This window comes from Streptomyces sp. BoleA5, from assembly GCF_000373665.1.
Taxonomy (GTDB): domain Bacteria; phylum Actinomycetota; class Actinomycetes; order Streptomycetales; family Streptomycetaceae; genus Actinacidiphila.
Genome location: NZ_KB892091.1, coordinates 244,742 through 267,234, shown reverse-complemented (window position 1 = coordinate 267,234; position 22,493 = coordinate 244,742). Strand labels below are relative to the sequence as shown.

At 71.8% G+C, this 22,493-nt stretch carries 23 protein-coding genes; 7 read left to right on the top strand and 16 right to left on the bottom strand.

The window, feature by feature from the left end:
• Positions 1–35: 35 nt before the first annotated feature.
• The gene (locus B085_RS0105175; RefSeq protein ID WP_018557499.1) at positions 36–935 is read right to left on the bottom strand and encodes a universal stress protein; all 900 of its coding nucleotides are present in this window, start codon (positions 933–935) and stop codon (positions 36–38) included.
• A gap of 290 nt (positions 936–1,225) precedes the next feature.
• Positions 1,226–1,849 (bottom strand): hypothetical protein, encoded by a 624-nt coding sequence (locus B085_RS0105170; RefSeq protein WP_018557498.1) that lies wholly within the window; start codon positions 1,847–1,849, stop codon positions 1,226–1,228.
• A gap of 568 nt (positions 1,850–2,417) precedes the next feature.
• Between B085_RS0105170 and B085_RS0105165 the strand changes: the two genes are divergently transcribed.
• Complete coding sequence (locus tag B085_RS0105165) at positions 2,418–4,130, top strand: GAF domain-containing protein (protein ID WP_018557497.1); 1,713 nt, start codon at positions 2,418–2,420, stop codon at positions 4,128–4,130.
• 176 nt (positions 4,131–4,306) lie between these two features.
• On the opposite strand, the gene B085_RS0105160 is transcribed toward B085_RS0105165, so the two are convergent.
• Together B085_RS0105160 and B085_RS0105155 are read right to left on the bottom strand one after the other, a co-directional pair.
• Positions 4,307–5,005 (bottom strand): response regulator, encoded by a 699-nt coding sequence (locus tag B085_RS0105160; RefSeq protein WP_018557496.1) that lies wholly within the window; start codon positions 5,003–5,005, stop codon positions 4,307–4,309.
• 111 nt (positions 5,006–5,116) lie between these two features.
• Positions 5,117–5,785, bottom strand: coding sequence for a helix-turn-helix domain-containing protein (locus B085_RS0105155; protein WP_026250696.1), 669 nt, complete (start codon positions 5,783–5,785; stop codon positions 5,117–5,119).
• Positions 5,786–5,999: 214 nt separating this feature from the next.
• On the opposite strand from B085_RS0105155, the gene B085_RS0105150 reads away from it, so the two are divergent.
• Positions 6,000–6,572, top strand: coding sequence for a hypothetical protein (locus B085_RS0105150; RefSeq protein ID WP_026250695.1), 573 nt, complete (start codon positions 6,000–6,002; stop codon positions 6,570–6,572).
• A 36-nt stretch (positions 6,573–6,608) separates the two neighbouring features.
• On the opposite strand, the gene B085_RS0105145 is transcribed toward B085_RS0105150, so the two are convergent.
• From B085_RS0105145 to B085_RS0105120, 6 genes are all read right to left on the bottom strand, one after another.
• On the bottom strand, positions 6,609–7,241 hold the full coding sequence (locus B085_RS0105145) for a CBS domain-containing protein (protein ID WP_018557493.1): 633 nt from the start codon (positions 7,239–7,241) through the stop codon (positions 6,609–6,611).
• A gap of 30 nt (positions 7,242–7,271) precedes the next feature.
• Positions 7,272–7,736 (bottom strand): Crp/Fnr family transcriptional regulator, encoded by a 465-nt coding sequence (locus B085_RS0105140; RefSeq protein WP_018557492.1) that lies wholly within the window; start codon positions 7,734–7,736, stop codon positions 7,272–7,274.
• Positions 7,737–7,919: 183 nt separating this feature from the next.
• On the bottom strand, positions 7,920–8,843 hold the full coding sequence (locus B085_RS0105135) for a universal stress protein (RefSeq protein WP_018557491.1): 924 nt from the start codon (positions 8,841–8,843) through the stop codon (positions 7,920–7,922).
• A gap of 24 nt (positions 8,844–8,867) precedes the next feature.
• Positions 8,868–9,530, bottom strand: a complete 663-nt coding sequence (locus B085_RS0105130) for a helix-turn-helix domain-containing protein (RefSeq protein ID WP_018557490.1) — start codon at positions 9,528–9,530, stop codon at positions 8,868–8,870.
• Positions 9,531–9,556: 26 nt separating this feature from the next.
• Positions 9,557–10,624, bottom strand: a complete 1,068-nt coding sequence (locus tag B085_RS0105125) for a zinc-dependent alcohol dehydrogenase family protein (protein WP_018557489.1) — start codon at positions 10,622–10,624, stop codon at positions 9,557–9,559.
• Between the two features lie 235 nt (positions 10,625–10,859).
• Positions 10,860–11,501 carry a CBS domain-containing protein gene (locus tag B085_RS0105120; RefSeq protein WP_018557488.1) on the bottom strand — a complete coding sequence of 214 codons (642 nt, stop codon included), beginning with the start codon at positions 11,499–11,501 and terminating at the stop codon, positions 10,860–10,862.
• A 237-nt stretch (positions 11,502–11,738) separates the two neighbouring features.
• Between B085_RS0105120 and B085_RS0105115 the strand changes: the two genes are divergently transcribed.
• The 3 genes from B085_RS0105115 (at position 11,739) to B085_RS49140 (ending at position 13,106) form a co-directional block, all read left to right on the top strand.
• Positions 11,739–12,353, top strand: coding sequence for an OsmC family protein (locus tag B085_RS0105115; protein ID WP_018557487.1), 615 nt, complete (start codon positions 11,739–11,741; stop codon positions 12,351–12,353).
• Between the two features lie 14 nt (positions 12,354–12,367).
• On the top strand, positions 12,368–12,823 hold the full coding sequence (locus B085_RS0105110; protein ID WP_202470439.1) for a CBS domain-containing protein: 456 nt from the start codon (positions 12,368–12,370) through the stop codon (positions 12,821–12,823).
• 127 nt (positions 12,824–12,950) lie between these two features.
• Positions 12,951–13,106: a hypothetical protein gene (locus B085_RS49140; RefSeq protein WP_018557485.1), complete on the top strand. Its 156-nt coding sequence runs from the start codon at positions 12,951–12,953 to the stop codon at positions 13,104–13,106.
• A gap of 49 nt (positions 13,107–13,155) precedes the next feature.
• Here B085_RS49140 and B085_RS0105100 read toward each other — a convergent pair whose 3' ends face one another.
• Genes B085_RS0105100 through B085_RS0105090 form a run of 3 tightly spaced genes read right to left on the bottom strand, consistent with a single transcriptional unit; the run spans position 13,156 to position 15,734 of the window.
• Entirely contained in the window at positions 13,156–13,923 is a 768-nt protein-coding gene (locus B085_RS0105100; RefSeq protein WP_018557484.1) for an FAD:protein FMN transferase, read from the bottom strand.
• A complete protein-coding gene (locus B085_RS0105095) occupies positions 13,916–14,359 on the bottom strand; it encodes an FMN-binding protein (RefSeq protein WP_018557483.1) in 444 nt (147 codons plus the stop codon). Before B085_RS0105095 ends, B085_RS0105100 begins: the two co-directional genes overlap by 8 nt.
• Positions 14,360–14,369: 10 nt before the next feature.
• Positions 14,370–15,734 carry a ferric reductase-like transmembrane domain-containing protein gene (locus B085_RS0105090; protein WP_018557482.1) on the bottom strand — a complete coding sequence of 455 codons (1,365 nt, stop codon included), beginning with the start codon at positions 15,732–15,734 and terminating at the stop codon, positions 14,370–14,372.
• A 154-nt stretch (positions 15,735–15,888) separates the two neighbouring features.
• Here B085_RS0105090 and B085_RS0105085 point away from each other — a divergent pair, with 154 nt between their 5' ends.
• Both B085_RS0105085 and B085_RS0105080 read left to right on the top strand, forming a co-directional pair.
• On the top strand, positions 15,889–16,626 hold the full coding sequence (locus tag B085_RS0105085) for a response regulator transcription factor (protein WP_018557481.1): 738 nt from the start codon (positions 15,889–15,891) through the stop codon (positions 16,624–16,626).
• On the top strand, positions 16,623–18,056 hold the full coding sequence (locus B085_RS0105080) for a sensor histidine kinase (RefSeq protein ID WP_018557480.1): 1,434 nt from the start codon (positions 16,623–16,625) through the stop codon (positions 18,054–18,056). Before B085_RS0105085 ends, B085_RS0105080 begins: the two co-directional genes overlap by 4 nt.
• 230 nt (positions 18,057–18,286) lie before the next feature.
• On the opposite strand, the gene B085_RS0105075 is transcribed toward B085_RS0105080, so the two are convergent.
• Genes B085_RS0105075 through B085_RS41295 form a run of 3 tightly spaced genes read right to left on the bottom strand, consistent with a single transcriptional unit; the run spans position 18,287 to position 22,418 of the window.
• On the bottom strand, positions 18,287–18,943 hold the full coding sequence (locus B085_RS0105075) for a potassium channel family protein (RefSeq protein WP_018557479.1): 657 nt from the start codon (positions 18,941–18,943) through the stop codon (positions 18,287–18,289).
• A complete protein-coding gene (locus B085_RS0105070) occupies positions 18,940–19,599 on the bottom strand; it encodes a potassium channel family protein (RefSeq protein ID WP_018557478.1) in 660 nt (219 codons plus the stop codon). Before B085_RS0105070 ends, B085_RS0105075 begins: the two co-directional genes overlap by 4 nt.
• Positions 19,596–22,418 carry a cation-translocating P-type ATPase gene (locus tag B085_RS41295; protein ID WP_078619792.1) on the bottom strand — a complete coding sequence of 941 codons (2,823 nt, stop codon included), beginning with the start codon at positions 22,416–22,418 and terminating at the stop codon, positions 19,596–19,598. The genes B085_RS0105070 and B085_RS41295 overlap by 4 nt, the downstream gene beginning before the upstream one ends.
• Between the last annotated feature and the right edge of the window lie 75 nt (positions 22,419–22,493).

Here is a 22,493-nt window from a genome sequence, read left to right as displayed (position 1 = left end):
TCCCGGAGCGGGGACGGGCTGGTGAACGCGTCGGGTCAGGGATGAGCGACGACGGCCACGGGCGCGGCGCTGTGATGCAGGACCGCATGCGTGACCGGACCGATGTGGCTGCCGACCGCCGAGCGGCGGATGCGGCGGCCCACCACGACCAGGCAGGCGTCGGCGGAGACTTCCACCAAGTGGTCCGCCGCACGGCCGATGACCTGGTGGGCATGGACGTCCACCTCGGGGTACTTCAGTTGCCACGGCCGCAGGGCTTTGGTGAGTGCCCTGTCGCGTTCTGACGTGGCCTCCTTGATCAGATCCGGCAGGACCACGCCGGAGCCGTGCACGTTGGGTGGCAGGGTCCAGCCATGGACGACCCGCAGGCGGGCGACCCGGTCCGCGGCGGCGTCGAAGGCGAAGGCGAGCAGGTCCTCGTGGGGCCGGTCCAGGTCGAGGCCGAGGACGACGTCCCGGTACCCGGTGGTGGCCGAGGCCAGCCCGTCGGCGTCCGGCAGGTGCTCGTCCTCGGCCGTTTTCCCGGCCCTGACCAGGACGACCGGGTGGTGTACGGTCGCGATGACCGCCAAGGCCACAGAGCCCACCAGGAAGCCCGTGATGCCGTGCAGGCCACGGGAGCCGAGCGCCATCACCTCGGCCTCACCGGCGGCGGCCGCGAGAACCGCCACGGGCTGCCCTGCGATCTCCTCGGAGGTGATCTCCAGATGCGGGTACCGCTCACGCAGGGCGACAGCCGCATCCCGGGGCACACCAGCGGCCCAGGCACGCATGGCCACCGGCCCGGACAGGGGGGCGTTGGCATACGCCTGCCACTCCCAGGCGTGCAGCAACCGCAGGGGCAGACCGCGCAGACCGGCCTCCCTCGCCGCCCAGTCGGCGGCCGCCAGACTCTCGGGGGAGCCGTCCACACCGGCGATGACACAGCGCACCATGACGATGACCTCCTGCGGGAGTCCGGAGGCCGGTGGAGGGCCTCTGCTTTGAGCGTTCCCCGGTGGCCCGGCCGGCGGTATGGGCCGCAGGTCCCCGCAGGGGACCGGTCGGCCCATCACGGCAGGCGGGTCCTCCAGGCGGGCGGCGACGTACTCGGTGAGGTCGAACGGTCGGTTGCGGTAGCCCCTGATGCCGATGCGCGCACGGTCATGCAGCTTCTCCTGCGGCCGCCGCGGGCGAGCCCGGGGACCGTAAGTCCCCGGGCCGGTGGCGGCCGTCGCGGTGGGCGTCAGCGGAGCCAGGCGTGGTCGCGGACCAGGGGCAGCCGGGCCCAGAGGCGGCCCAGACCCCAGGTGGTGCCGGCGGAGACGGCGGCCAGGGCGACCAGCACGACCGCGTAGATCAGGTGGTAGTCGGCGAACGGGTTGGTCGACATGCTGGGCGATCCGTCGGCCAGGTGACGGGCCGGAGGCCATTCGGCGACCCACATCAGGGCCATCATCGCGGTGCCGGCCACGGCGGAGATCCGCAGCGCCACACCGCTTATGACCGCGGCGCCGACGCCGAGCAGGCCGAGCATGAACAGCCAGTCCGCCCACCCGGCGCCCGCCCAGTCATGAAATGTGGCCTGCATCGGCCCTGCGGCCACGCCGCTGAGGAAGCCCTTGGTCGGCGAGCCGCCGTCGACCCAGCCCCTGCCGGAGCCGGTGGCGTAGCCGAGGCCGAAGGTCTTGTCGACGAAGGCCCACAGGAAGACGAACCCGGTCAGGATGCGCAGGCCGGCGAAGGCGTACGCGCCGGCGGCCGTGTCGGACGTGGCCGTCGCCTCACCGGAGGTGGGGGCGGTGTCGGCCTTGCGCCACGCCGAGAGGCGGAAGCCGGAGTGCCGCTGGGGGTGTCCTTGGATGGCCATGGTGACGATCCCTTCCGATCCGTGGAGTGCGTGAACGTGGCGGAGTTCGTTGCGTGCTCACTGTCCTGCGTGACAGGGACGCTTCGCCTTGGGCCGAAGGCCCGCTTGTACGGGGCCGAACGTCCCTGCTGTGACGGCCGGTTGCCGCGTCAGGGAGCGTGGAGGACGTGCCCAGACGGAACCGGTCGCGCATCCGACAGGTCAGCGTCGAGCCCGGTACAGGCGTGTCGTGCAGGCCGCCGTTCGAATGATCGCCGGGCTTCGCCGGTGCATCGTCAGGCGCACGGACGATGAGCCGTCGGTCACGGTCGAGGTACTCCGGGGCGTGCGAGGGGACGCCCGGAGAACCGCGGTGTCGGCGGGAGGATGCCCTCGCGACGCCCCTCCGGTAACAGGCTGCTGACCTTCGGTCCCACTGCCGGCGGCACGGCATGGGGCCGAGGCCAATCGGCGGCGCGGCCGCCGGTATCTGGCCGAACGGCTGCGGTGGAGCGTTCGAGACGGTCCGGATGCCGCTATGTTGAAACTGGTCAGAGCTGCTGCTGTGCCGGATGGAGGATCCGTGGGGATGGAAGGCAGCGAGGGCGCGGAGCGCCTGCCCCGGTTGCGGCTCGACGAGCTGCTGGACGAGCTGCACGTGCGCATCGACGCGGTGCGGGGGACACGGGACCGTGTGCACAGCCTGCTGGAGGCGGTGCTGTCAGTCGGCCGGGAACTGGACCTGCCGCACGTGCTGCGGCGGATCGTGGAGGCGGCGGTCGTGCTCGTGGACGCCGAGTACGGAGCCCTCGGGGTGATCGGTGACGACGCGAAGCTCGCCCAATTCCTGACCGTGGGGGTCTCGGACGAGGAGGCCGAGGCGATCGGTCCCCTGCCGTCCGGGCACGGCATCCTCGGTGAGCTGATCCGGCACCCCGAGCCGCTGCGCCTGAAGGAACTCTCCCAGCACCCGGCCTCGTACGGCTTTCCCGCCAACCACCCCCCGATGCGCTCGTTCCTCGGCGTGCCGATCCGGGTCCGCGACGAGGTGTTCGGCAATCTCTACCTGACGGAGAAGCGGGGCGGCAAGGAGTTCGACGGCGAGGACGAGACGGTGCTGTCCACCCTGGCGGTGGCGGCGGGGGTGGCGATCGACAACGCCCGCCTGTACCAGGAGGCCCGGTCCAGGCAACGGTGGCTGGAGGCGAACTCCGAGATCACCGCCAGCCTGCTGTCGGGCATGGAGGAGTCGCGCGTCCTGGAGCTGATCGTCGAGCACGCCCGCGGCATCACCGGCGCGGACCTCGGCGTTGTGGCACGCCCGGCCGACGGGACGACGGACGTCGAAGTGGCGATCGCCACCGGTACCGACGCTGACGTCCACCGTGGCCTCATTCTGCCTCGTGAGGGATCGTTCGCGGGGGCAGCGATGGAGGTCAGCGAACCGATCACCAGTCCCGATGTCGCGCACGATTCGCGTATCACGGCCGGCCCGCCACAACGGTTCGTCGGGCTCGGTCCGGCGGTGGCCGTCCCGATGGGCACCCCCCAGGGGGTGCGCGGCGCGCTGCTGCTGGCCCGTGCCGAGGGCGGACCGCTTTTCACCGACGCCGAGACCGCGCCGCTGCTGGCGTTCGCCGGATCGGCAGCGCTCGCCATGGAACTGGCCGAGCGGCGCCGTGCCGAGGAGCAACTGGCCCAGCTCGAGGACCGCGACCGCATCGCCCGGGACCTGCACGACCTGGCCATCCAGCGACTGTTCGCCACCGGCATGACCCTGCAGAGCGCGGCCCGTTTCGTCGACCATCCCCAGGCGAGCGAACGCCTGCTGCGCGCGGTGGACGACCTGGACGAGACCATCAAGATCATCCGGTCGACGATCTTCGGGCTGCGCGCTCACGACACGGGTCCGGCCCGGCAGGGTTTGCGCGTGCGCACCGCCAAGGCGGTCGAGGAGGCCGTGCCCGCTCTGGGGTTCACCCCGTCGCTGCGTATGGAAGGCCTCATCGACACCGACGTTCCCGCCACGGTGGCCGACGAGGTCGTCGCGGTGCTGGGTGAGGCGCTGTCCAACGTTGCCCGGCACGCGCACGCCGGCTCGGCCGAGGCGGCTCTGATCGTCGGATCCGGCACCCTGACCCTGACCGTGGCCGACGACGGTGTGGGACTGTCCGAAGGCGGTCGCCGCAGCGGCCTCGCCAACCTCGCCCAACGGGCCGAGAAGCTCGGCGGGACGTTCACCGCTCAAGCGCGGGCCTCCGGCGGCACCCACCTGGAATGGCGCGTGCCCGTGAGCCGATAGCCACCGCTGCCTTCTCGAGACGGCTACACCCTCTCCAGGACGTTGCCTGCCGGAACCCGCGGGCTCACTGGGCCTTGTGGGCCGTATCCGAGCCGGATGAGCATGTGGCCGTGCCCCAGGGCCGCCGTTGCTGCGCAACGCCCACCGCCGGTCGTTCACCGGGGCGTGGCACGGTCTCAGCGGGAACCGGCCTCCCCGCCGGAGGGCTGGTGCTGGGTGGCGAGCACGGCGGCCTGGATGCGGCGCTCGACGCCGAGCTTGGCCAGCATGCGGGAGATGTGGTTCTTGACCGTCTTCTCCGACAGGAACAGCCGCTTGCCGATCTGCCGGTTCGTCAGCCCCTCCCCGACGAGCTCCAGGATCTCCCGCTCGCGTGGCGTGAGCGCGGCCAGCGTCTCGTCCTGCGGTTCCGGCGTCTCGTCCTGCTGACGCAGGCTGTTCATCAGGCGGGCGGTGGTCGCCGGGTCGAGCATCGACTGGCCGGAGGCCACCGTGCGGACCGCGGAGACCAGATCGGAGCCCTTGATCTGCTTCAGGACGTAGCCGGCGGCCCCGGCCATGATCGCGTCCAGCAGCGCGTCGTCGTCGTCGAAGGAGGTCAGCATCAGACAGGCCAGTTCCGGCATCCGCGAGCGCAGTTCACGGCAGACGCCGATGCCGTCACCGTCCGGGAGACGCACGTCCAGGATCGCCACGTGCGGCCGCAGGGCAGGCCCCCGGGCCAGCGCGTGATCGACCGTGCCGGCCTCGCCTACCACCTCGATGTCCGGCTCGGCGTCGAGCAGATCGTGCACGCCCCGCCGCACCACCTCGTGGTCGTCGACCAGGAACACCCTGATCGGCGTCTGGGGTGAGAACTGTCCCGCACCGGTCATCCCGGCCCCCTGCCCATGTGTGCTGTGCTGCTGTCCCATGACTCTGCGATGGTCACCCACAAGCCCTGCGAACGCCAGGGCCGAACGGACCCATCGGCGCCGGAGGGCACCTCAGGGTACGTCGATGCGCCGCCCACTGATCCCGTCCACGTCGATCCGCACCCACATGCTGCGGTCGTCGTCCCCCGGCCACGGGCCGCTGTACACCTGCTCTGCGAGGTCTTGCACGACCTCTGGGGCCTCGACCCGGTGGCCCCGGCCGCGGACCAGGACGCTCCAGCCCTGGCTGAGTGCCTCGTCCACGTGGTCGACCTCGAACACGACCTCCGTTCCTGTGACCTCGGCAGGTCCCGAGCCAGGCGCTGTCCTGAAGACGACGGACCGGTCGACCACGCTGTAGTTGACCGGCAGGATGGCTTCGCGGCCGGCAGTGGTCACCGCGATGCGGCCCACCCCGTGACGGTCCAGGTGCGCCCAGCATTCTTCGGGGGAGAGCTCCACCAGCTGTGCGTGGGGCGAGGCGCGGCCGAGGCGGCCGGGCGGAAGGTCCGCCTGCCCTCCGTTGAGCGCCACGACTGTCGTGTCGAGCACGGCCGCGAGAGTGTTCAGCGTCCCGGGGCCGGGAGCGGCGGTGGACTGCTCCTCGATGAACCGCAGATAACTGGTGGCCATGCCGGCCCGGGCCGCGACTTCCTCACGGGTCAGGCCCAGCTCGTCGCGCCGTTTGGCCACTCGCCGCCCCATGTCACCGGGGGCGGCCGGAAACGGATTCGGTGCCATGCTGTTCACGTCCTTCTCGCGAGGCCCTGGACAACGTTCCAGGACGACACCCCCTCTGGTTGATCGTGTCCCCCCTTACGGCGCCCGCACCAGGGCCGACCGGTCCCACAGGCCGGCCAGAACGGCCTGCCCGGCCCACCCGGACGGTCTCTTCGGCCCCTGGTCCGCAGCCCGGCCCCGTGCGACCGTCGCTGCAGGGAAAGGGGGCGCGGCCATGGGTACCTCGGTGAGGCTCTGGCGCTGGAGGCGCAATCCGCTGCGACGCGGAACGGATGTCGCGGAGGCATGGACGGGAGTGGCGGCCGCTGTGCTGATCGCCGTCGGCGGTCCGGCGGCCGGTGCCATCACCGCTGTCGCGGTGGAACACGACGCGCTCCACCAAAGTCAGGGATTGCACCAGGTGACGGCTGTCGTGACCGGGAACGCCGCAGACGCGGTGGAGAACGACTACACCGGCTCCACCGGCAAGGTGCATGCCCCTGTGAGGTGGACCGCCCCCGATGGATCCGAGCACACCGGCAGCGCCCGCGTGGCCCCGAACACCCGGGCCGGCTCCACCACAGGCGTCTGGGTGGACAGCGACGACGGGCTTCGGGAACCCCCGCTCACCCCGGTGCAGGCTCAGATACAGGGCCAGGTGTTCGGTGTCTTCGCCGCCCTCGGCGCGAGCGGGCTGGCCCTGGCGGGCCGCTGGGCCGTCCGGGTCTGCATCGACCGCCATCGTGCGCAGGCCTGGGACAGGGAGTGGGCCGAGGTCGAACCCTCCTGGGGCCACCGAAGGGCCTGACAGCACGCGCGGCGGGCACGCCCGGCGCCCGGCGGTTCAGTCCCACACGGCGTCGACGACGCCTTCCACCGCGCGGGCGAACCGGGACGCCACCGGAACCAGCGAGGGATCACCTGGCGCGCCGGAGAAGTGGACCACGCCTTCCTCGACGCGTGCCCGCACCGGCGAAGGCTCACCCGGGAAAAGGTAGGCGACGATCTCGCGGCTCACCTCTTCGGCGATCTCCTCGTCCGGGCGCAGGAAGACCTTCAGCAGGTCACCCCGGCTGACGATCCCGCGCAGCATGCCCTCGCCGTCGATGACCGGCAGCCGTTTCACATGCCGAAAGGCCATGACCCGGGCTGCCTGAGCCAGGGTGGCGTCGGCGTGCACGCACACGGCAGGCGCGCTCATCAGCTCGTCGGCGGTGGTGGCCCCCGCCTTGCCCAGATCCGGCAGCCGCCGCATCTGCTCATAGCGGGCTGGGGCACCGTCGCGGTACTCCTCCTTGGGCAGCAGATCGGCTTCGGACACCACCCCGACGACGCGGCCCTCGCCCTCCAGCACGGGCAGAGCACTGACCTTCCACTGCTCCATCGTTGTGACGATCTCCTTGAACGAGGCGTCCCGGCCGACAGCGACGACGGCCTCGGTCATCACATCGGCCACGATGTGCGGGCTGCCATGCATGAAGTCCTCCTCTACGGCACGTGTTCCGCGTCAGCGGGCGGTCGCGCTGCCGGCAGGCCCGTAGAGGTCCAGCAGACGGGTGCGGGTCTGCAGCAGACGGTGGGCGACGATCTCCGCCACCCGGCGGGAAACGGCCCGACCGAAGGCTGGATCCGCCTCACACAGCGCGCGCACGATCGTCGCGTCGTACTCCACCGCCCGTACCGGGCTCTGCGCCTGGGCGCCCAGATGCCAGCTGTACGGGGGAAACAGCCACGACCAGCCGAGCAGATCGCCGTGGCCGAGAGACTCCAGCACAGCGGCCTGCCGACCGGGGACGTGCAGGTCCAGGGAGACCGACCCCGTGTGGATGATCCAGAACCGGTCGGCTCGTTGCCCCTCTTCGAAGATGCGTGCTCCGGCCGGGAAGGACACCTCACGGCCCAGTTGCGTCAGGCGTTCGCGGGCCTGCGGCGGCAGCGCCTCCAACAGGCCGATGGTGGTTGCGGTGCTCATCGTGACCCTCCCTGCTGGAGCCCGCCCGTCGTGGCGGCGGTCGATTCGGCGGGCGACCGTACGGCGCCCTTCACCTTCAGCCTGGGCTCTGACGACGGCCGTCAGCAGGGGCCGACCGGCCTGTTGCGGGGCCCGCCCGGTACCCGCTTGCCATGCCGACGTGGCCCTGCCTCGATCCTGCGCTCAGCCGATCGGGACCAGAACGACGGGGCAGTGCGCGTGATGCAGCACGGCATGCGTCACCGGGCCCAGACGCATCCCCAGTGGACGGGCTTCCCGCCGGTGGGCCCCGACCACCACGACGTCCGCCGCGCGGCTCGCCTCCACCAGGGCCGCGGCCGCGTGTCCTGGGGCGGTGTCCACGCGCACGGCGACATCCGGGAACCGCTCAGTCAGCTTGGACACGGCGAACCGGGCGAGTTCCTTGTGCTGCCGGGCCTGGGATGCCAGGTCCTGGCGGTGGGAAACGGGCCACTCGCCCATGGAGATCTGCGGGTGGGTCCAGGTGTGCAATACCCGCAGTCGTGCGTCGCGTCGGCCGGCCTCCTCGAAGGCGAACAGGGCTGCTTCGGCGTCGCTTTCGTCCTCCAGGCCGAGCAGCACTCTGTCGTGCAGCAGACCACGCCGGGCGGCCGCGTCGTCACCGCGGACGACCATCAGCGGGCCGGCGGTGTGGGCGGCGACCCGCAGGCTGACGGAGCCGAGGAGCAGGCCGGTGAAGCCTCCGCGGCCCCGGGTGCCGACGACGGTCAGGGCGGCGTTCCGGCCCAGGCGCACCAGCGCCGATGCGGCCGGTTCGGCCGACAGCTCCAGCGCGACGGTCAAGCCCGGGTGTCGGTCCTCCACGCGCCTGGCGGCCAGGTCCAGGATCGCCCGGGCGGCTTCGCCCGGCGGGCGCTGGCGATCGGCGTCCAGTCCGAACCCGACCTCGCCAGGATCGGGCCACGGCAGACCGAGCACGATCCGCAGGACGGTGTCCCGCCGGTGTGCCTCGTCGGCCGCCCGGTCCAGGGCGCGCACGGCGGGATCGGATCCGTCGACCCCCACGACGACCTCATCGCGCGGCACGCTGAACCCTTCGTGCGGGCTGAATCCGGTGTCGGTCATGTCCGGCCTCCCATCGGTGCCCTGTCAGCCGACCACGATGCGCCGGCCCGTAACGCTCGCCGGGGTGATCCGCACCCACAGATCGCGTTCCCCACCGGCCCACGGCCCGGTGTACGCCTGCTCGTTCAGCCGCCGTACGCCCGTGGGATCGGTGACGGTGTGCGCCATGCCGCGGACGAGGACGCTCCAGCCCTGGCTGAGCGCGTCGTCCACCTCGTCGACCTCGAAGGCGCACTTGCCGTCGGTGGCTTCCGCGGGCGTGGCGGCCGGAGAGGTGCGGAAGGCGATCGCGCCGTCCGCGACGCAGTAGTTGACCGGCAGTACGGTCAATCCGTCCGGCATGGAGAGGGCGAGCCTGCCGACCCCGTGTGTGGACAGCAGTTTCCAGCACTCCTCGCTTCCCAGCTCGACCAGTTCCGCGCGGCCCGCGGCCTGCCCCCGGCCGGGCGGCAGATCGGCCTCGCCGCCGCTGAGCGCGGACACGCTGGTGTCCAGCGCCATGGCCAGCCCGCGCAGCGTCGCGACGCCGGGAGCGGCGGTGCAGTCCTGTTCCACGTACCGCAGGTAGCCCGGGTCGATGCCGGCGTGGGCTGCCACGTCCTCTGGGGACAGGCCCAGTTCCTCACGGCGCATCGCGACGCGCCGGCCGATGTCCCCGGCCACGGTTGTTGTGGGGTGCTTCGTCATGACCGGTCACGTCCCTTCCTCAGTGCTCAGCCGGTGAGCGCCACCGTCATGTGCTGCGGCGCGCCGAGCACGACCTTGAGCGCTGCTGTGTCGGCCGCCCGGCCGAAGACGTCGTAGGCCTCTGCCATGTCGTGGAGTTCGAAGGAATGGGTGACCAGGGACGCGGCCGGAAGGCGTCCGGCCGCCATCATGCGCAGCAGGGTAGGGGTGGAGTAGGTGTCCACCAGCCCCGTTGTGATCGTCACGTTCCTGTTCCACAGGTCCTCCAGGTGGAGGGTGGCCGGCGTGCCGTGGACGCCGACGTTGGCGAGGTGGCCGCCCGGTCGGACGATGCGCGTGCACAGCTCGAAGCTCTCGGGGACCCCTACCGCCTCGATGACCACGTCGGCACCGAGTCCCTCGGTCAGGTCGTGGACAAGCCGCTCGGGCTCTTCGGCGCCGTTGGCGACCGCCTCGGCCCCCAGGCGCTTGGCCGCGTCCAGACGGGCCTCCGCCAGGTCGATTGCGATGATCCGGTCGGGGGAGTACAGGCGGGCCGTGGCGATCGCGGCCAGTCCGATGGGACCGGTGCCGACGACGGCGACGCAGTCGCCGGGCCGGACGCGGCCGTTGAGGACGCCCACCTCGTAGGCCGTGGGGAAGATGTCGGCGAGCAGCACCGCGTCCTGGCTGTTCACCGAGGCGGGAAGCGGGTGGAGGGAGACGTCGGCGAACGGCACGCGCACGTACTCGGCCTGCGTTCCGTCGATCAGGTGCCCCAGCACCCAGCCTCCGCCCCCGAGGCACTGCCCGTAGGCGCCCTCGCGGCAGAAGCGGCATCGGCCGCACCCGCTGATGCAGGAGATCAGAACCCGGTCCCCGGGCCGCACCGTCGTGACGCTGGTACCGGTTTCGACGACCTCGCCGACCGCCTCGTGACCGAGCACGGTGCCGGGGCGCACGTCGGGCACGTCTCCCTTGAGGATGTGCAGGTCGGTGCCGCAGATGGTGACGGCGTCGACGCGGACGATCGCGTCACCAGAGTCCCTGACCTGCGGATCCGGCACCTCCTGCCAGTGGGCCTGCCCGGGCTCCTGGAAAACCCACGCCTTCATGGCCTTCCCCTCCTTCGGGTGGAGTCGTGTCCTGCTGCCAGGGTGGTGCCCGGCGCCCGGCTGCCGCTTGGGCCGGTCGGGCCCGTTGCGGGGTCCGACCAGGTCGCCCCACCTCTCCTGACGCGCGGGGCGGCCCCGGTCGCAGGCCGTCAGGTTGATGTCGGAGTACGGGATGGGCACGCCGCGTCGCGAAACAGCGCCCCGGCCCGCTGTCGAGCCGATGCCTGAGGTGATGTCACACTCGGCTCGAGGTGAGGTCGAAGCGCACGTCCACGACCCCTTCGACGGAATGCACCATCCGTGCCACCACGGGTACCAGGGACCGGTCGGCAAGCAGTCCGCTCACCGTCACGATCCCGTCGACCACGTCGATGCCCACGGACTGCCACGCCTCGGGGAGGAGATCGACCATGACGATTCCGCGCACGTCGCGGGCGATGTCCTCATCGGTGCGGAGGAACACCTTGAGCAGGTCGCCCCGGCTCACCACGCCCTGCAGCGCGCCGTCTGCGTCGACCACGGGCAGCCGCTTCACGCGGTGCAGGGCCATCGTCCGAGCCGCCTGCGCCACAGGCGCGTCCTCTCGGACGGTGACCACCGGGGCCGTCATCAGTTGCTCGGCGGTGACCGCGGCTGCTTTGTCCGGGACCGCGCCGACCGGTGGGGCGTCGTCCTCGCGGTGTTCCTCCTTGCGGAGCAGATCAGCTTCGGAGACCACGCCGACGACCCGGGTGCCCTTGGCCACCACGGGAAGGGCGCTGACCTTCCACTGCTCCAGAGTCCGCACGATGTCCTTGAACGACGTTTCCAGGGTGACCGCGACGACCTTCCTGGTCATCACGTCGCTCACCGTCGCCGGGTGCCGGCTGGCGTTCATGGCCGCCTCCTTCGACGCGGGACCGATACGTCCTCCTGCACCAGTCTCGGATGCACCGAACCTGCTGCCATGGGGCCACCCGGCCCTGTGAATGGGCCCAAAGCCCTCTGCTGCCGACCGGCCCTGTGGCGGTCTGGTGGACGAAGGAGGGCACGGCTGAGGGAGGCTGCGATGCTGCATGAACGGCTTTGGACCGGCCCGGGTTCGATCCTTACGCGGGGTGGCTGTGAGATCAGCGTGTCCCGGTTCGACCCCGCTGGGCTGCCCGTCGGCTCGGGGCGGATCGTCCTGGACCTTCGGCGCGAGTGCTTCGGGGATCAGCGCAGCTGGGCGAGCCTGACGCCCGCCGAGGCACGTGGCCTGGCCGGATTGCTGACAGCGCAGGCCCGCGTCGTCGAGGAGGAAGTAGCACGGCGCGACGAACCGGCCGGACAGGGTGACGGTCCGCTGGAGGTGCACCGGGTGCAGGGCGACCACTACACGACCGTCGTGCGCGGGCACCGGATCGACACCGACCAGCCGCTCACAGCGGAGGGGACCGACGAAGGTCCCACGCCGGTGGAACTGTTCGTGGCCTCCCTCGCCTCCTGCGTCGCGCATTACGCCGGCCGCTATCTGGACCGGCACCACCTGCCCGGCGAGGAGTTGCGCGTCAGCGCCCGCTTCACCAAGGCGCCAGGCCCCATCGTCCGCATCGGCACCGTAGCCCTGCAAGTGACGGTTCCCGCACTGCCGCCCGGGCGCACCGCCGGACTACTGGCCGTGGCCCGGCACTGCACCGTCCACAACACCCTGGAAGCACCGCCCGAGGTCACCCTCGACCTCACCACCGGCTCCGGGAGCACACAGTGAAGGTTGCCGAGTTCATGAACGTACCGGCCATCACCCTGTCTGCCCGTACCCCCGCCCGGCAGGCCGCGCTGCGCATGGAGGACGCCGCCGTCGGCTCCGTCCTGGTTACCGAGGCCGATCGGCTGCTCGGGATCATCACCGACCGCGATCTGGTGGTGCGCTGCCTGGCACAGGGCGCCGACCCCGACACGCCGGTGTCGGAGCTGATGTCGGCGCCGGTGACCACGGTGGACGTCACCGATGACATCGCCGACGCCTACCGAACGTTCCGGCGCTGCGGCGTGCGACGCCTGCCAGTGCTGGAGGGCCACCGACTGGTGGGGGTGCTCACCGTCGACGACCTCTTCCTCGACGTCTTCCAGCACCTGGCCGACCTGCTCGGGCCAGTGGCCTGGACGGTACTGAAGGAGCCGCCCGGCGACGGCGCGACCGAACTCATGGCTGCCGCGCCGACCACTCGGCGGGGCTGACACCACCCCTCGGGGCCGGCCGGGGGCAGCACCGGGCGTACGACGTTCACCCGGGCCACTCGGACCAGGAAGGGGACCAGCGGCCAGTGCACCTCGACGGTGGCGGCAGACCGGACAGGTGGTCGCCATGACCGGCGACGGCGTCAACGACGGCCTGCCCCCGCTGCGTGCACTGCTGGGTACGGACCCGCTCTCCGCGGCGGACCTCGGCATCGCATGCGGCCTGTCCGCACTCGGTTACCTGGCGATGCGCCTTCAGACGCGGATTTTCCCGTCGAAGTGAAAGAGCGCCCGGACCGTACCGAGAGGCGGGGCACGGGGGGCGCTGTGGCTCACGGGACGTGGGCGGCGAATCCCCTCGTGTGCCAAGTGCGGCCGTCGGGCAGTACGGCGAACGCCTCGTATCCGTCCAGTGCCTCCAGCCAGGCACGTGATCCGTTGCCGCGTGCGAAGGCCGCCGTGGCGTAGGCGTCGGTCATCGTCAGGCCCGGGCCGACAACTGTGACGGAGAGCAGCTCGGTGGCAGGCCCCGCACCGTACGGGTCGACGATGTGGGCGCCGCGCTCGGCGGCGCCCGAGGTGGCGACGGCCAGGTCGCCGCTCGCGGTCACGACGGCGACCGGAACCCCTGGGCGCAGCGGGTCGGCGACGCCGATGCGCCATGGTGTGCCGGGGGCCGAATTACCCCGGAGGCGGATGTCGCCGCCTCCGTTGACGCAGGTGTGGCGTGCGCCGGCCTCGTGGAGCATCCGGGAGGCGTTCTCGGTGGCCCAGCCCTTGACCAGGCCCGAGGGGTCGAGGGCGCCGCCCGCCGTGATGCTGAACCAGCCGTCGCTGTCGTGGCTCGCCCGGGCGCACAGATCCAGCACCTCGTGCACCTCGGGCGGGCAGTCGGCGAGGCCGATCTCGCCGCGGCCGAGCCTGCTGACGGCGCTGTCGGGCCGGTATGTGGAGAAGACGGCGTCCACGGTGTGCAGATGGCGGACGGCACGGTCGAGGGCGCGGCGGATGGCGGACGTGGCCCGGTCCCGGACGTCGAAGGAGAACACGGTGCCCATGACGTGTTCGACGTGGTGCAGGCCGGCGGCGGGGTCACGCACGGGCCTGGTCCAGTGCGCTCTGCAGGGACTGGACGTACCCCTGGCTGGTGTAGCTCGCCCCGGACACGGCGTCGATGCGGGCGCTCTGGGCACCGAGCGCCTCCTGTGTGAGCCGGGGCAGCGCGTAGGAGGCGATCTGCCGGTCCCTGCCGTTCTCGTCGGGCGCCTGGAGCACGCGGACGGCGGTGATCTTCCCGCCTGTGAGCGTGGCGGCCACCTGCACCGTTCCGTAGGGGGTGGCGACGGGGGCTCCGGTGAAGGTGCCGGTGGCGGCGCCGTGGCCGCCGGCCGACGCCGGCTCCGACCGCTGAGGCTGGGGCGAGGCAGTGGATGGGGCGGGACCGCCCGCCACGACGGAGGGCTGGTGGGGTTTGAGGAAGAGCATCCCGAGGATCAGGGCACTGGTCCCGGTGGTGGTGAGTACGGCGCGGCGCATGCGGTTCTCCTCAGAACGCGAACGACTCGTGGTGGATGCGGCGGGCGGGCACGCCCGCCTCGCGCAGGGCCCGTACGGCGGCGTCCGTCATGGGGGGCGGTCCGCAGAGGTAGACGTCGTGACCGGCCAGCCCCGGAACCAGGGCGGACAGCGCCTGCGCCGTCAGGGGCGAGTGGTAACGGGCGGGGTCGTCCACCACGTAGTGCACCGTGGCGCCACGCCTGTGCGCTATGGCGTCGAGTTCGCCGCGCAGCGCGAGGTCCTCCGGCCGGCGCGCCCGGTAGACCAGGGTCACCGGGCCGGGCAGGGTCTCGAACAGGGCCCGCAGCGGGGTGATGCCGACCCCGCCCGCGAGGAGCAGCACTTTCGGTGCGGTGCGCCGGTCCGCGGTGAACGCGCCGTACGGGCCCTCCGCCCACACGCGGGTGCCCGGGGCCAGCCGGGCCAGGGCGGCGCTGTGCCCGCCCGCCGCCTTCACGGTGATGCGCAGGTGCCGGGGGTGGGCCGGGGCGGACAGCGAGTAGGGGTTGGCGGTCCACCACAGGCCGCGGGTGAGGAAGCGCCAGCGCAGGAACTGTCCCGGTGCTCCGCCCAGCTCGTCCAGGTGTTCACCGCCGAGGTGGACCGACACGATCCCGGGTGCCTCCGGGTGGACCGCGACGACCCTCAGCTTGTGCCGCAGTCCGCGCCGGAGCGGGACGGCGAAGCGGTACCAGGCGACCAGGGCGGCGGCGCCGGCGTAGAGGGCGTACCAGGCGGCCTGGGCGGCACGGTTGCCGACGAAGTCCGCTCCGTTGGACAGCTGGTGCCCGAAGGCGAGGAAGACCGCCAGATAGGTGGCGAAGTGCAGGTAGTGCCAGGTCTCGTAGCTCATCCTCCGGCGGGCGGCACGAGCGGAGAGCGCGCCCGTGGCGACGAACAGCACGAACCCGGCGGTGCCCTTGAGGAGATCGGGATAGTCCAGGACGAGTGTCGTGGTCTGCCTCGTGAAGGAGGTGTGGGAGGCGACGGAGTAGCCCCAGATGATCAGCAGCGTGTGGGCGAGAGCCAGCGAGACGGTGCAGCGTCCGCCCCAGGCGTGCCAGCGGGCGAGCCGGTCGGTTCCCACGCTGTGGTCGACGAGGGGGACGCGGGCCATCAGGACGAGCAGGACCGCGCAGGCGTAACCGGCCAGGAGGCCGGTGATGCGGCCCGCACCGGTCAGCCACCCCGCCGGCCCGACCACCGAGGTCGTGTCGCTCCACCACAGAGCCAGGACCCCCGCGGCGCCCGCCCAGATCGCGAGTGGCGCGAGCACCGGGACGGTACTGCGGCGCGGCCGTCGGTGGTGCAGGCCACGACCCGTGGGGACGGCGGGGGCGGAGGTGGTCACCATGGGGCTCCTCGGAGCGTGATCGTCGTCGGGCGCCCCAGCTTCGCCACGGAACCTCTGTGTTCCCTCTGATCAGGGCACCACAGCGGGAACTCAGAGGAAACGCAGAGGTTCCCGGGAGCCGCCGGGCCCCAGTGCGAGGGATGCTGTACTCACCATGGAAGAGACCCGCACAGCACCTCCCGGCCTGCACCGCCCCGACGGGAAGCCGGTGCGCGTCCTGGTCGTCGACGACGAACCGGACGTGACAGACGTCCTTTCCGCCGCCCTGACCGCGGAGGGCTGCCAGGTGCGGACGGCCGCCGACGGCGCGTCGGCGCTCGCGACCGCCCGGGACTTCCGGCCGGACGCGGTCGTCCTCGACTGGATGCTGCCCGACGCCGACGGCCTGCACGTCCTGCGCGAACTGCGGCGCGACGCCGACCACGTGTGCGTGCTGTTCCTGACGGCCCGCGACGCGGTCGAGGACCGCGTCGCCGGCATCACGGCGGGCGGCGACGACTACGTGACCAAGCCTTACAGCCTTGAGGAGGTCATCGCACGGCTGCGCGGCCTGCTCCGCAGGGCCGGGATGACCGCGGGGACGGACGCGAACAGACTGGTCGTCGGCGACCTGACGATGGACGAGGAAGCCCGGGAGGTCCGCCGTGCCGGCACCCTGATCGAACTGTCCCGCACCGAGTTCGAACTACTGCGCTTCCTCATGCGCAATCCGCGCCGGGTGCTGTCCAAGAGCCAGATCCTCGACCGGGTCTGGGCGTACGACTTCGGCGGCCAGGCCCATGTCGTCGAGCTCTACATCAGCTATCTGCGCAAGAAGATCGACGCCGGACGGTCCCCGATGATCCACACGGTCCGCGGCGTCGGATACGTCCTCAAGTCCGAGGCACCATGAGACGGCTTCCTCCCCGCACCCTGCGGGGACAGCTCACCGCCGGGCTCCTGGTCCTGCTGGCCGTGGCGTGCGCCGCCGTGGGCGTCACCACCGTCCTCGCGCTCAAGGGCTTCCTGCTGGGACGACTGGACGAGCAGCTCACGGCGACCGGCGGGCGCTTCGCGGCCAGCCTGGAACACGAGAGGACGCCCGACGCGGACAACCGCCCCGACACCCGGGGGCAGGCCGACGCGACCTTCGGCGCCCGACTGCTGGGCGGCGACGTCACCCATGCCGCCGTGGTCGACGACGCGGCCGACCGTCCCCTGGCGCTCTCCGCCGACGACCGGCGCGCCCTGGCAGACATCCCGGCCGACGGAAGGGGACACAGCATCCGCATCGCCTCGCTCGGCGCCTACCGCGTCACGGCGGTACGCGGCGACGATGGCGACATCCTGCTCACCGGACTTCCCCTGCACCCCGTCGAAGCGACGCTGCACCGCCTCGAAGCCGTGGAGGCGGTCGTCTTCGGCGCCGCGCTCCTCGCCACGGGCATCGCCGGGACCCTCTGGGTCCGGGTCAGCCTGCGCCCCCTGCACCGGGTCACCGAGCACGCGTCCGCTGTCGCACGCCTCCCCTTGGCCAGTGGCGAGGTCGCCATGCCACGGCCCCTGCCGGACACCGACCCGCACACCGAGGTCGGCCAGGTCACCGCCGCGCTCAACCACATGCTCGGGCACGTGGAGGACGCCCTGGTCCGGCGCCAGGCCGGCGAGGAACGCCTCCGGCACTTCGCCGCCGACGCCAGCCACGAACTGCGCACCCCCGTTGCGAACATCCGCGGCCACGCCGAACTCGCCCTTCGCCACCGGGGCCCGGTCCCCACCGGCATCCGCCATGCCCTCGAACGCATCCAGTCCGAGTCGCAGCGCATGACGCACCTCGTCGACGACCTTCTGCTGCTGGCCCGTCTCGACGCGGGACGCCCGCTCGAGCACGAAGAGGTCGATCTGACCCGGCTCGTCCTGGACGCCGTCGACGACGCCCGCGCCGCGGGACCCGGCCACCGCTGGTTCCTGGACCTTCCCGAAGAACCCGTCCTCGTGCCCGGAGACGGCCACCGCCTCCAGCAGGCCCTCGGCAACCTCCTCGCCAATGCCCGCACCCACACTCCCGCGGGCACGGAAGTGACGGTCGCCCTCACCCCGGACGCCGACGGCGCCCGCCTCACCGTCAGCGACAACGGCCCCGGGATCCCCGTGGAACTCCAGCCCGAGGTCTTCACCCGCTTCGTCCGTGCCGACCAGGCCCGTTCACGCAGCACCGGCAGCACCGGCCTCGGACTCGCCATCGTCCACGCGATCGTCACCGCCCACCACGGCACCGTCGAACTCACCAGCCGCCCGGGACACACCGCGTTCCGGGTGACGCTCCGGGGCCGACCGGGCTGACCTTCCTTCCCCCTCCGCTGCCTCCGCCGCTGCGGAGGTCACGCCGAAGGCCGCGCGCGCCACGACCGGAGGGCGAGGACCGGTGAGCCGCCCCCTCAAGGACGGGGGGTGGAAGCCGTCTCATGGAGCCTCGGACGAAAGCCATGGTCTGTCCAATCCGACGGACGTGCCGTCGCGCGAATCGCCGGGTTTTTCCGCCGCCTGACGGGTCCAGCGGGGGTTTCCGCAGCTCACTGAACGGCCGCGTGGATCTCCTGTTCGGTCGCTGTGTGAGAGACCACGAGGAGTTCGTCGCCGGGCCGCAACACCATCTGCGGCGTCGGCACGTTCGGCCGGCCCTCGCGGACCACGGTGGCGATCACCGTGCCATCCGGTAGGGGAACCTCGGCCAGGGAACGGCCCGCGACGCGGGACGCGGCGCTGATCGTGGTTTCGATGACGTTGACCCCGGCCTTGCTCAGCCGCAGCAGGGCCACCGTGTCGGTGGCTCCCGTCGCCTCCTCGATCAGCGAGATCAGCGGTGTGGCGGCGGGGACCGCGGCGTCCACCCCCCACTTGCCGTCGAACAGCCAGGCGTTGTCCTCGTCGTTGACACGGGCCGCCACCCGCGGGACGCCGAAGTGCTGCTTGGCCAGGAGGCTGACGACGAGGTTGTCCTCGTCCTCCCCGGTGGTGGCGATGACAAGGTCGGCGTTGAGCGCGCCCGCGTGCTCGAGCAGGTCCGGATCGCTCGCGTCACCGGTCAGCATCCGGACGGCGAGCCGCCGGCCGAGTTCGGCGGCGCGTGCCTCGTCGCGTTCGACGACGGTGACGTCGTACCGGGCGGCAGCCAGCACCTGGGCTACCTGGGCGCCGAGCCGTCCGGCGCCGGCGACGATGGCTCTCACGTCCCCAGCTCCTTGTCGAGGAAACCGCGCAGACGGCCGAGGGCGCTGGCGGCCACGGTGAAGGTGACCACATCCCCGCGCTCGGCCAGAGTGTGGTGTGAGGGAACGAGTGAGTGCCCGCCGCGGGTGACCTCCGCGACGCGGATCTCGCCGTCGACCTCGAACGCCGACAGGGGCCGGCCGGTGAGGTAGTCGGGGAGGCTGGAGCGGATCAGCAGCGTCTCGCCGTTGCCGAACCCCCGTTCCGGCGCGAGGTGCCGGTGCAACAGCAACCGGTGCAGCCGGTGGACGGTCCAGCTGACGCTGCTGATGGTGCGGATGCCCAGGCCACGGTATATCTCCGCCCTGCGCGGGTCGTCGATCCGGGCCAGGACGACCGGCACACGGTAGGTCTGTCTCGCCACGCGGGCGGTGACGATGTTGCCGTTGTCCCGGTCGGTGACGGCCACCAGGGCGTCGGCGTGCGCGATCCCGGCGGCGTCCAGCACCGCACGGTTGTAGCCGTTGCCCTCGAGGAAGTGCCCGGTGAACCCGTCGGGCAGGGCCTGCCGGGCCTGTGCACGGCGGTCGATGACCCAGGTGTCGTGGTCTTCTGCGGTGAGCCGGAGCGCCAGTGCGGAGCCGACGCGGCCGCAGCCCACGATGATCACCCTCATCGTCGTGCTCCTTTCGCGAGCGGAGCCGCCGCAGGCGGCCTGAACCGCCGCAGCCACCACTTGCGCAGTTCCTCGGCGGCCAGCAGCAGCGCCCCGAACGCCACGAGCACGGCCCAGTCGGCGGCGTCCAGCGGCGCGGTGTGGAAGACGGCCTGCAGGAACGGCACATAAGAGATTGCCGCCATGATGGCGACGCCGAGCAGTCCTGCGGCGATCAGCGCGGGATTGGACCACAGGCCGATACGGAAGACGCTCTCGCGGTCGGTGCGTACCGCCTGGGCGTTGAAGAACTGGCTGACCACGATGCCCGCCTGGACCATGGTGATCGCCTCCCGGTAGACAGGGTTGTCGGTTGTGAAGTCCGCGTAGGGGATGCCGGCGGAGCCGATGTGCCAGAAGAAGACCGCGCACACGCCCACTGCCTGGATGCTGCCGAGGAACATGAACCGTCGTACCACGGCCGCGGAGAACAGCGGTTCGCGCCGGGGACGCGGCGGGCGATCCATCACGTCCGGTTCCGGGGGCTCGGCGCCGAGAGCGAGTGCGGGCAGCACGTCCGATCCCAGGTCGATCGCCAGGATCTGTACGGCGGTGATCGGAACGAGCGGGAAGCCCACGAACGTCGCGACCAGGATCGGGACCAGCTCGGCGATGTTGTGGCTGAACAGGTAGATCAAGAACTTGCGGATGTTGCGGTAGACCGAGCGGCCGAGCCGGACCGCCGCGGCGATCGACGCGAAGGAGTCGTCCAGCAGCACCATCTCCGCGGCCTCACGTGCCACGTCGGTGCCCCCGGCCCCCATGGCCACCCCGATGTCGGCGTGCTTGAGCGCCGGGGCGTCGTTGGCGCCGTCACCGGTCACCGCCACCACCTGGCCGAGCTCCTGCAGTGCCGCCACGGCTCGCATCTTGTGCTCGGGGCTGACCCGGCACAGCAGCAGCTCGGCGGGGCGCCCCAGCAGGTCGCGCAGAGCCGCCGTGTCCATGGCGTCCAGGTCCGTGCCCGTCACCACCGTGGGCGCCGGATCGCGGACGATCCCCACCCGCCGCGCGACCGCCTCGGCGGTGAGCGGGTGGTCTCCGGTGACCATCACGATGCGGATCCCCGCCCGACGGCAGGAAGCGACGGCGTCGGTGACCTCCGGCCGTGGCGGGTCCTGCATGCCCGCCAGGCCCAGGAACACCAGGTGCGCCTCGGTTTCCTCCTGCGATCCGGCCACCTGCCCGGGCGGCAGCGCACGCCGCGCCACCCCCAGGACACGCAGGCCCTGAGCTGCCATCGCGTCATTGGCCTCGATCACCGTGCTCCGGGTCGCAGTGGTCAGCGGCTCTGGGCCGCCCTCGCTGTCGACGTGGGTACAGCGCGCCAGCAGTTCCTGCGACGCCCCCTTCACACAGACCACGCTGTCGCCGTCCGCGAGGGCGTGAACGGTGGTCATCAGCTTGCGGTCGGAGTCGAAGGGGAACTCCATGACGCGCGGTGCCCGCTGCTCTTCTCCAGCGATGTCGACCCCGGCCTTGGCGGCCGCCACCAGCAGAGCGCCTTCCGTGGTGTCGCCCAGGACACGCCAGCCGCCCCGTGCATCCGGCGGCAGCAGCCGCGCGTCGCAGCACAAAGCCGCCACCCGCAGCAGCTCGCGTACGGGGCCGGGATCGGCCACTGCCCCGGCAGGTTCGTATCCGACGCCGGACACCTCATGCCAGGCCCCCCGCGCCCACAGCCGGGTCACGGTCATCTCCGCCTGGGTGAGCGTGCCGGTCTTGTCGGTGCAGATCACCGTCGTCGACCCGAGTGCCTCCACCGCCAGCAGCTTTTTGACCAGCGCGTGCCGCCGGGCCATCCGCCGCACACCGATGGCCAGCGACACCGACAGCGTCGCCGGGAGTCCCTCGGGAACCAGGGCGACCATGACCCCGAGCGCGAAGACGAACGAGGCCACCACCGGCTGCCCCGACGGGATCCGGATCGCGAACAGCAGCGCGCCGATCACCAGGGCGGCCGAAGCGACCCGGCGTGCCATCACCGCGACCTGCACCTGCAACGGGGTCCGCTGACGCGGCGCCCGTGCGGTCATCTTGAAGATCCGGCCGAACTCGGTCGCCGAACCGGTCGCGAAGGCCACGGCCTTTCCGGCCCCGGCCACCACGTCCGTGCCCATGAACAGGCAGTTGCGGGCTTGAAGCAGAGGGCCGGGCGGCACCGCGTCCGCCGTCCGCCGTGCGGGTTCGCTCTCCCCGGTGAGCGCGGCGTTGTTCAGTGCGACCGCTCGTGCCTCGACCAGCCGGCAGTCGGCGGGCACCGCGTCACCGGCCTCGAGGACCAGCAGATCACCGGGTACCAGTTCCCGTACCGGCAGCACGGCCCGCTCCCCGTCGCGCAGCACGGTGCAGGTGCGCGGCACCATCGCCTGAAGGGACTCGGCGGTGCGCTCGGCCGAGTACTCCTGGGTGAATCCGATCACCGCGTTGAGCAGAACCACCGCGGCGATCGCGAACGCGAGCTGGAGCGTCCCTTCGTCCCGGGGCTCCTGCAGGCCGTAGGCCAGGAACGTGATACCGGAGGCGATCAGCAGCACGACCGCGAACAGATCGGTGAACTGGGACAGCAGCCGCCGCCACAGGCCCCGCCCGGCCGAGGCCGGCAACTCGTTGGGGCCGTAGTGCGCCAGGTCTGTGGAGGCTCGTGCGGAGGTGAGACCTCGCGCCGAGCTACCCAGCGCTGTGAACACCTGTTCCGGAGGCAGACCGGGCACATCCGAAGGGGCGCCGCCGCGTGTGCTTGCGGCAACCGGCAACTGCTGGGGGGCGACGGGGGTCATCTTCAACCGCTTCACCTCGCGGGAGGCAGACCGGACGCGGCACATCGTGACCCATCACGAGAACGCGCCCGCCGG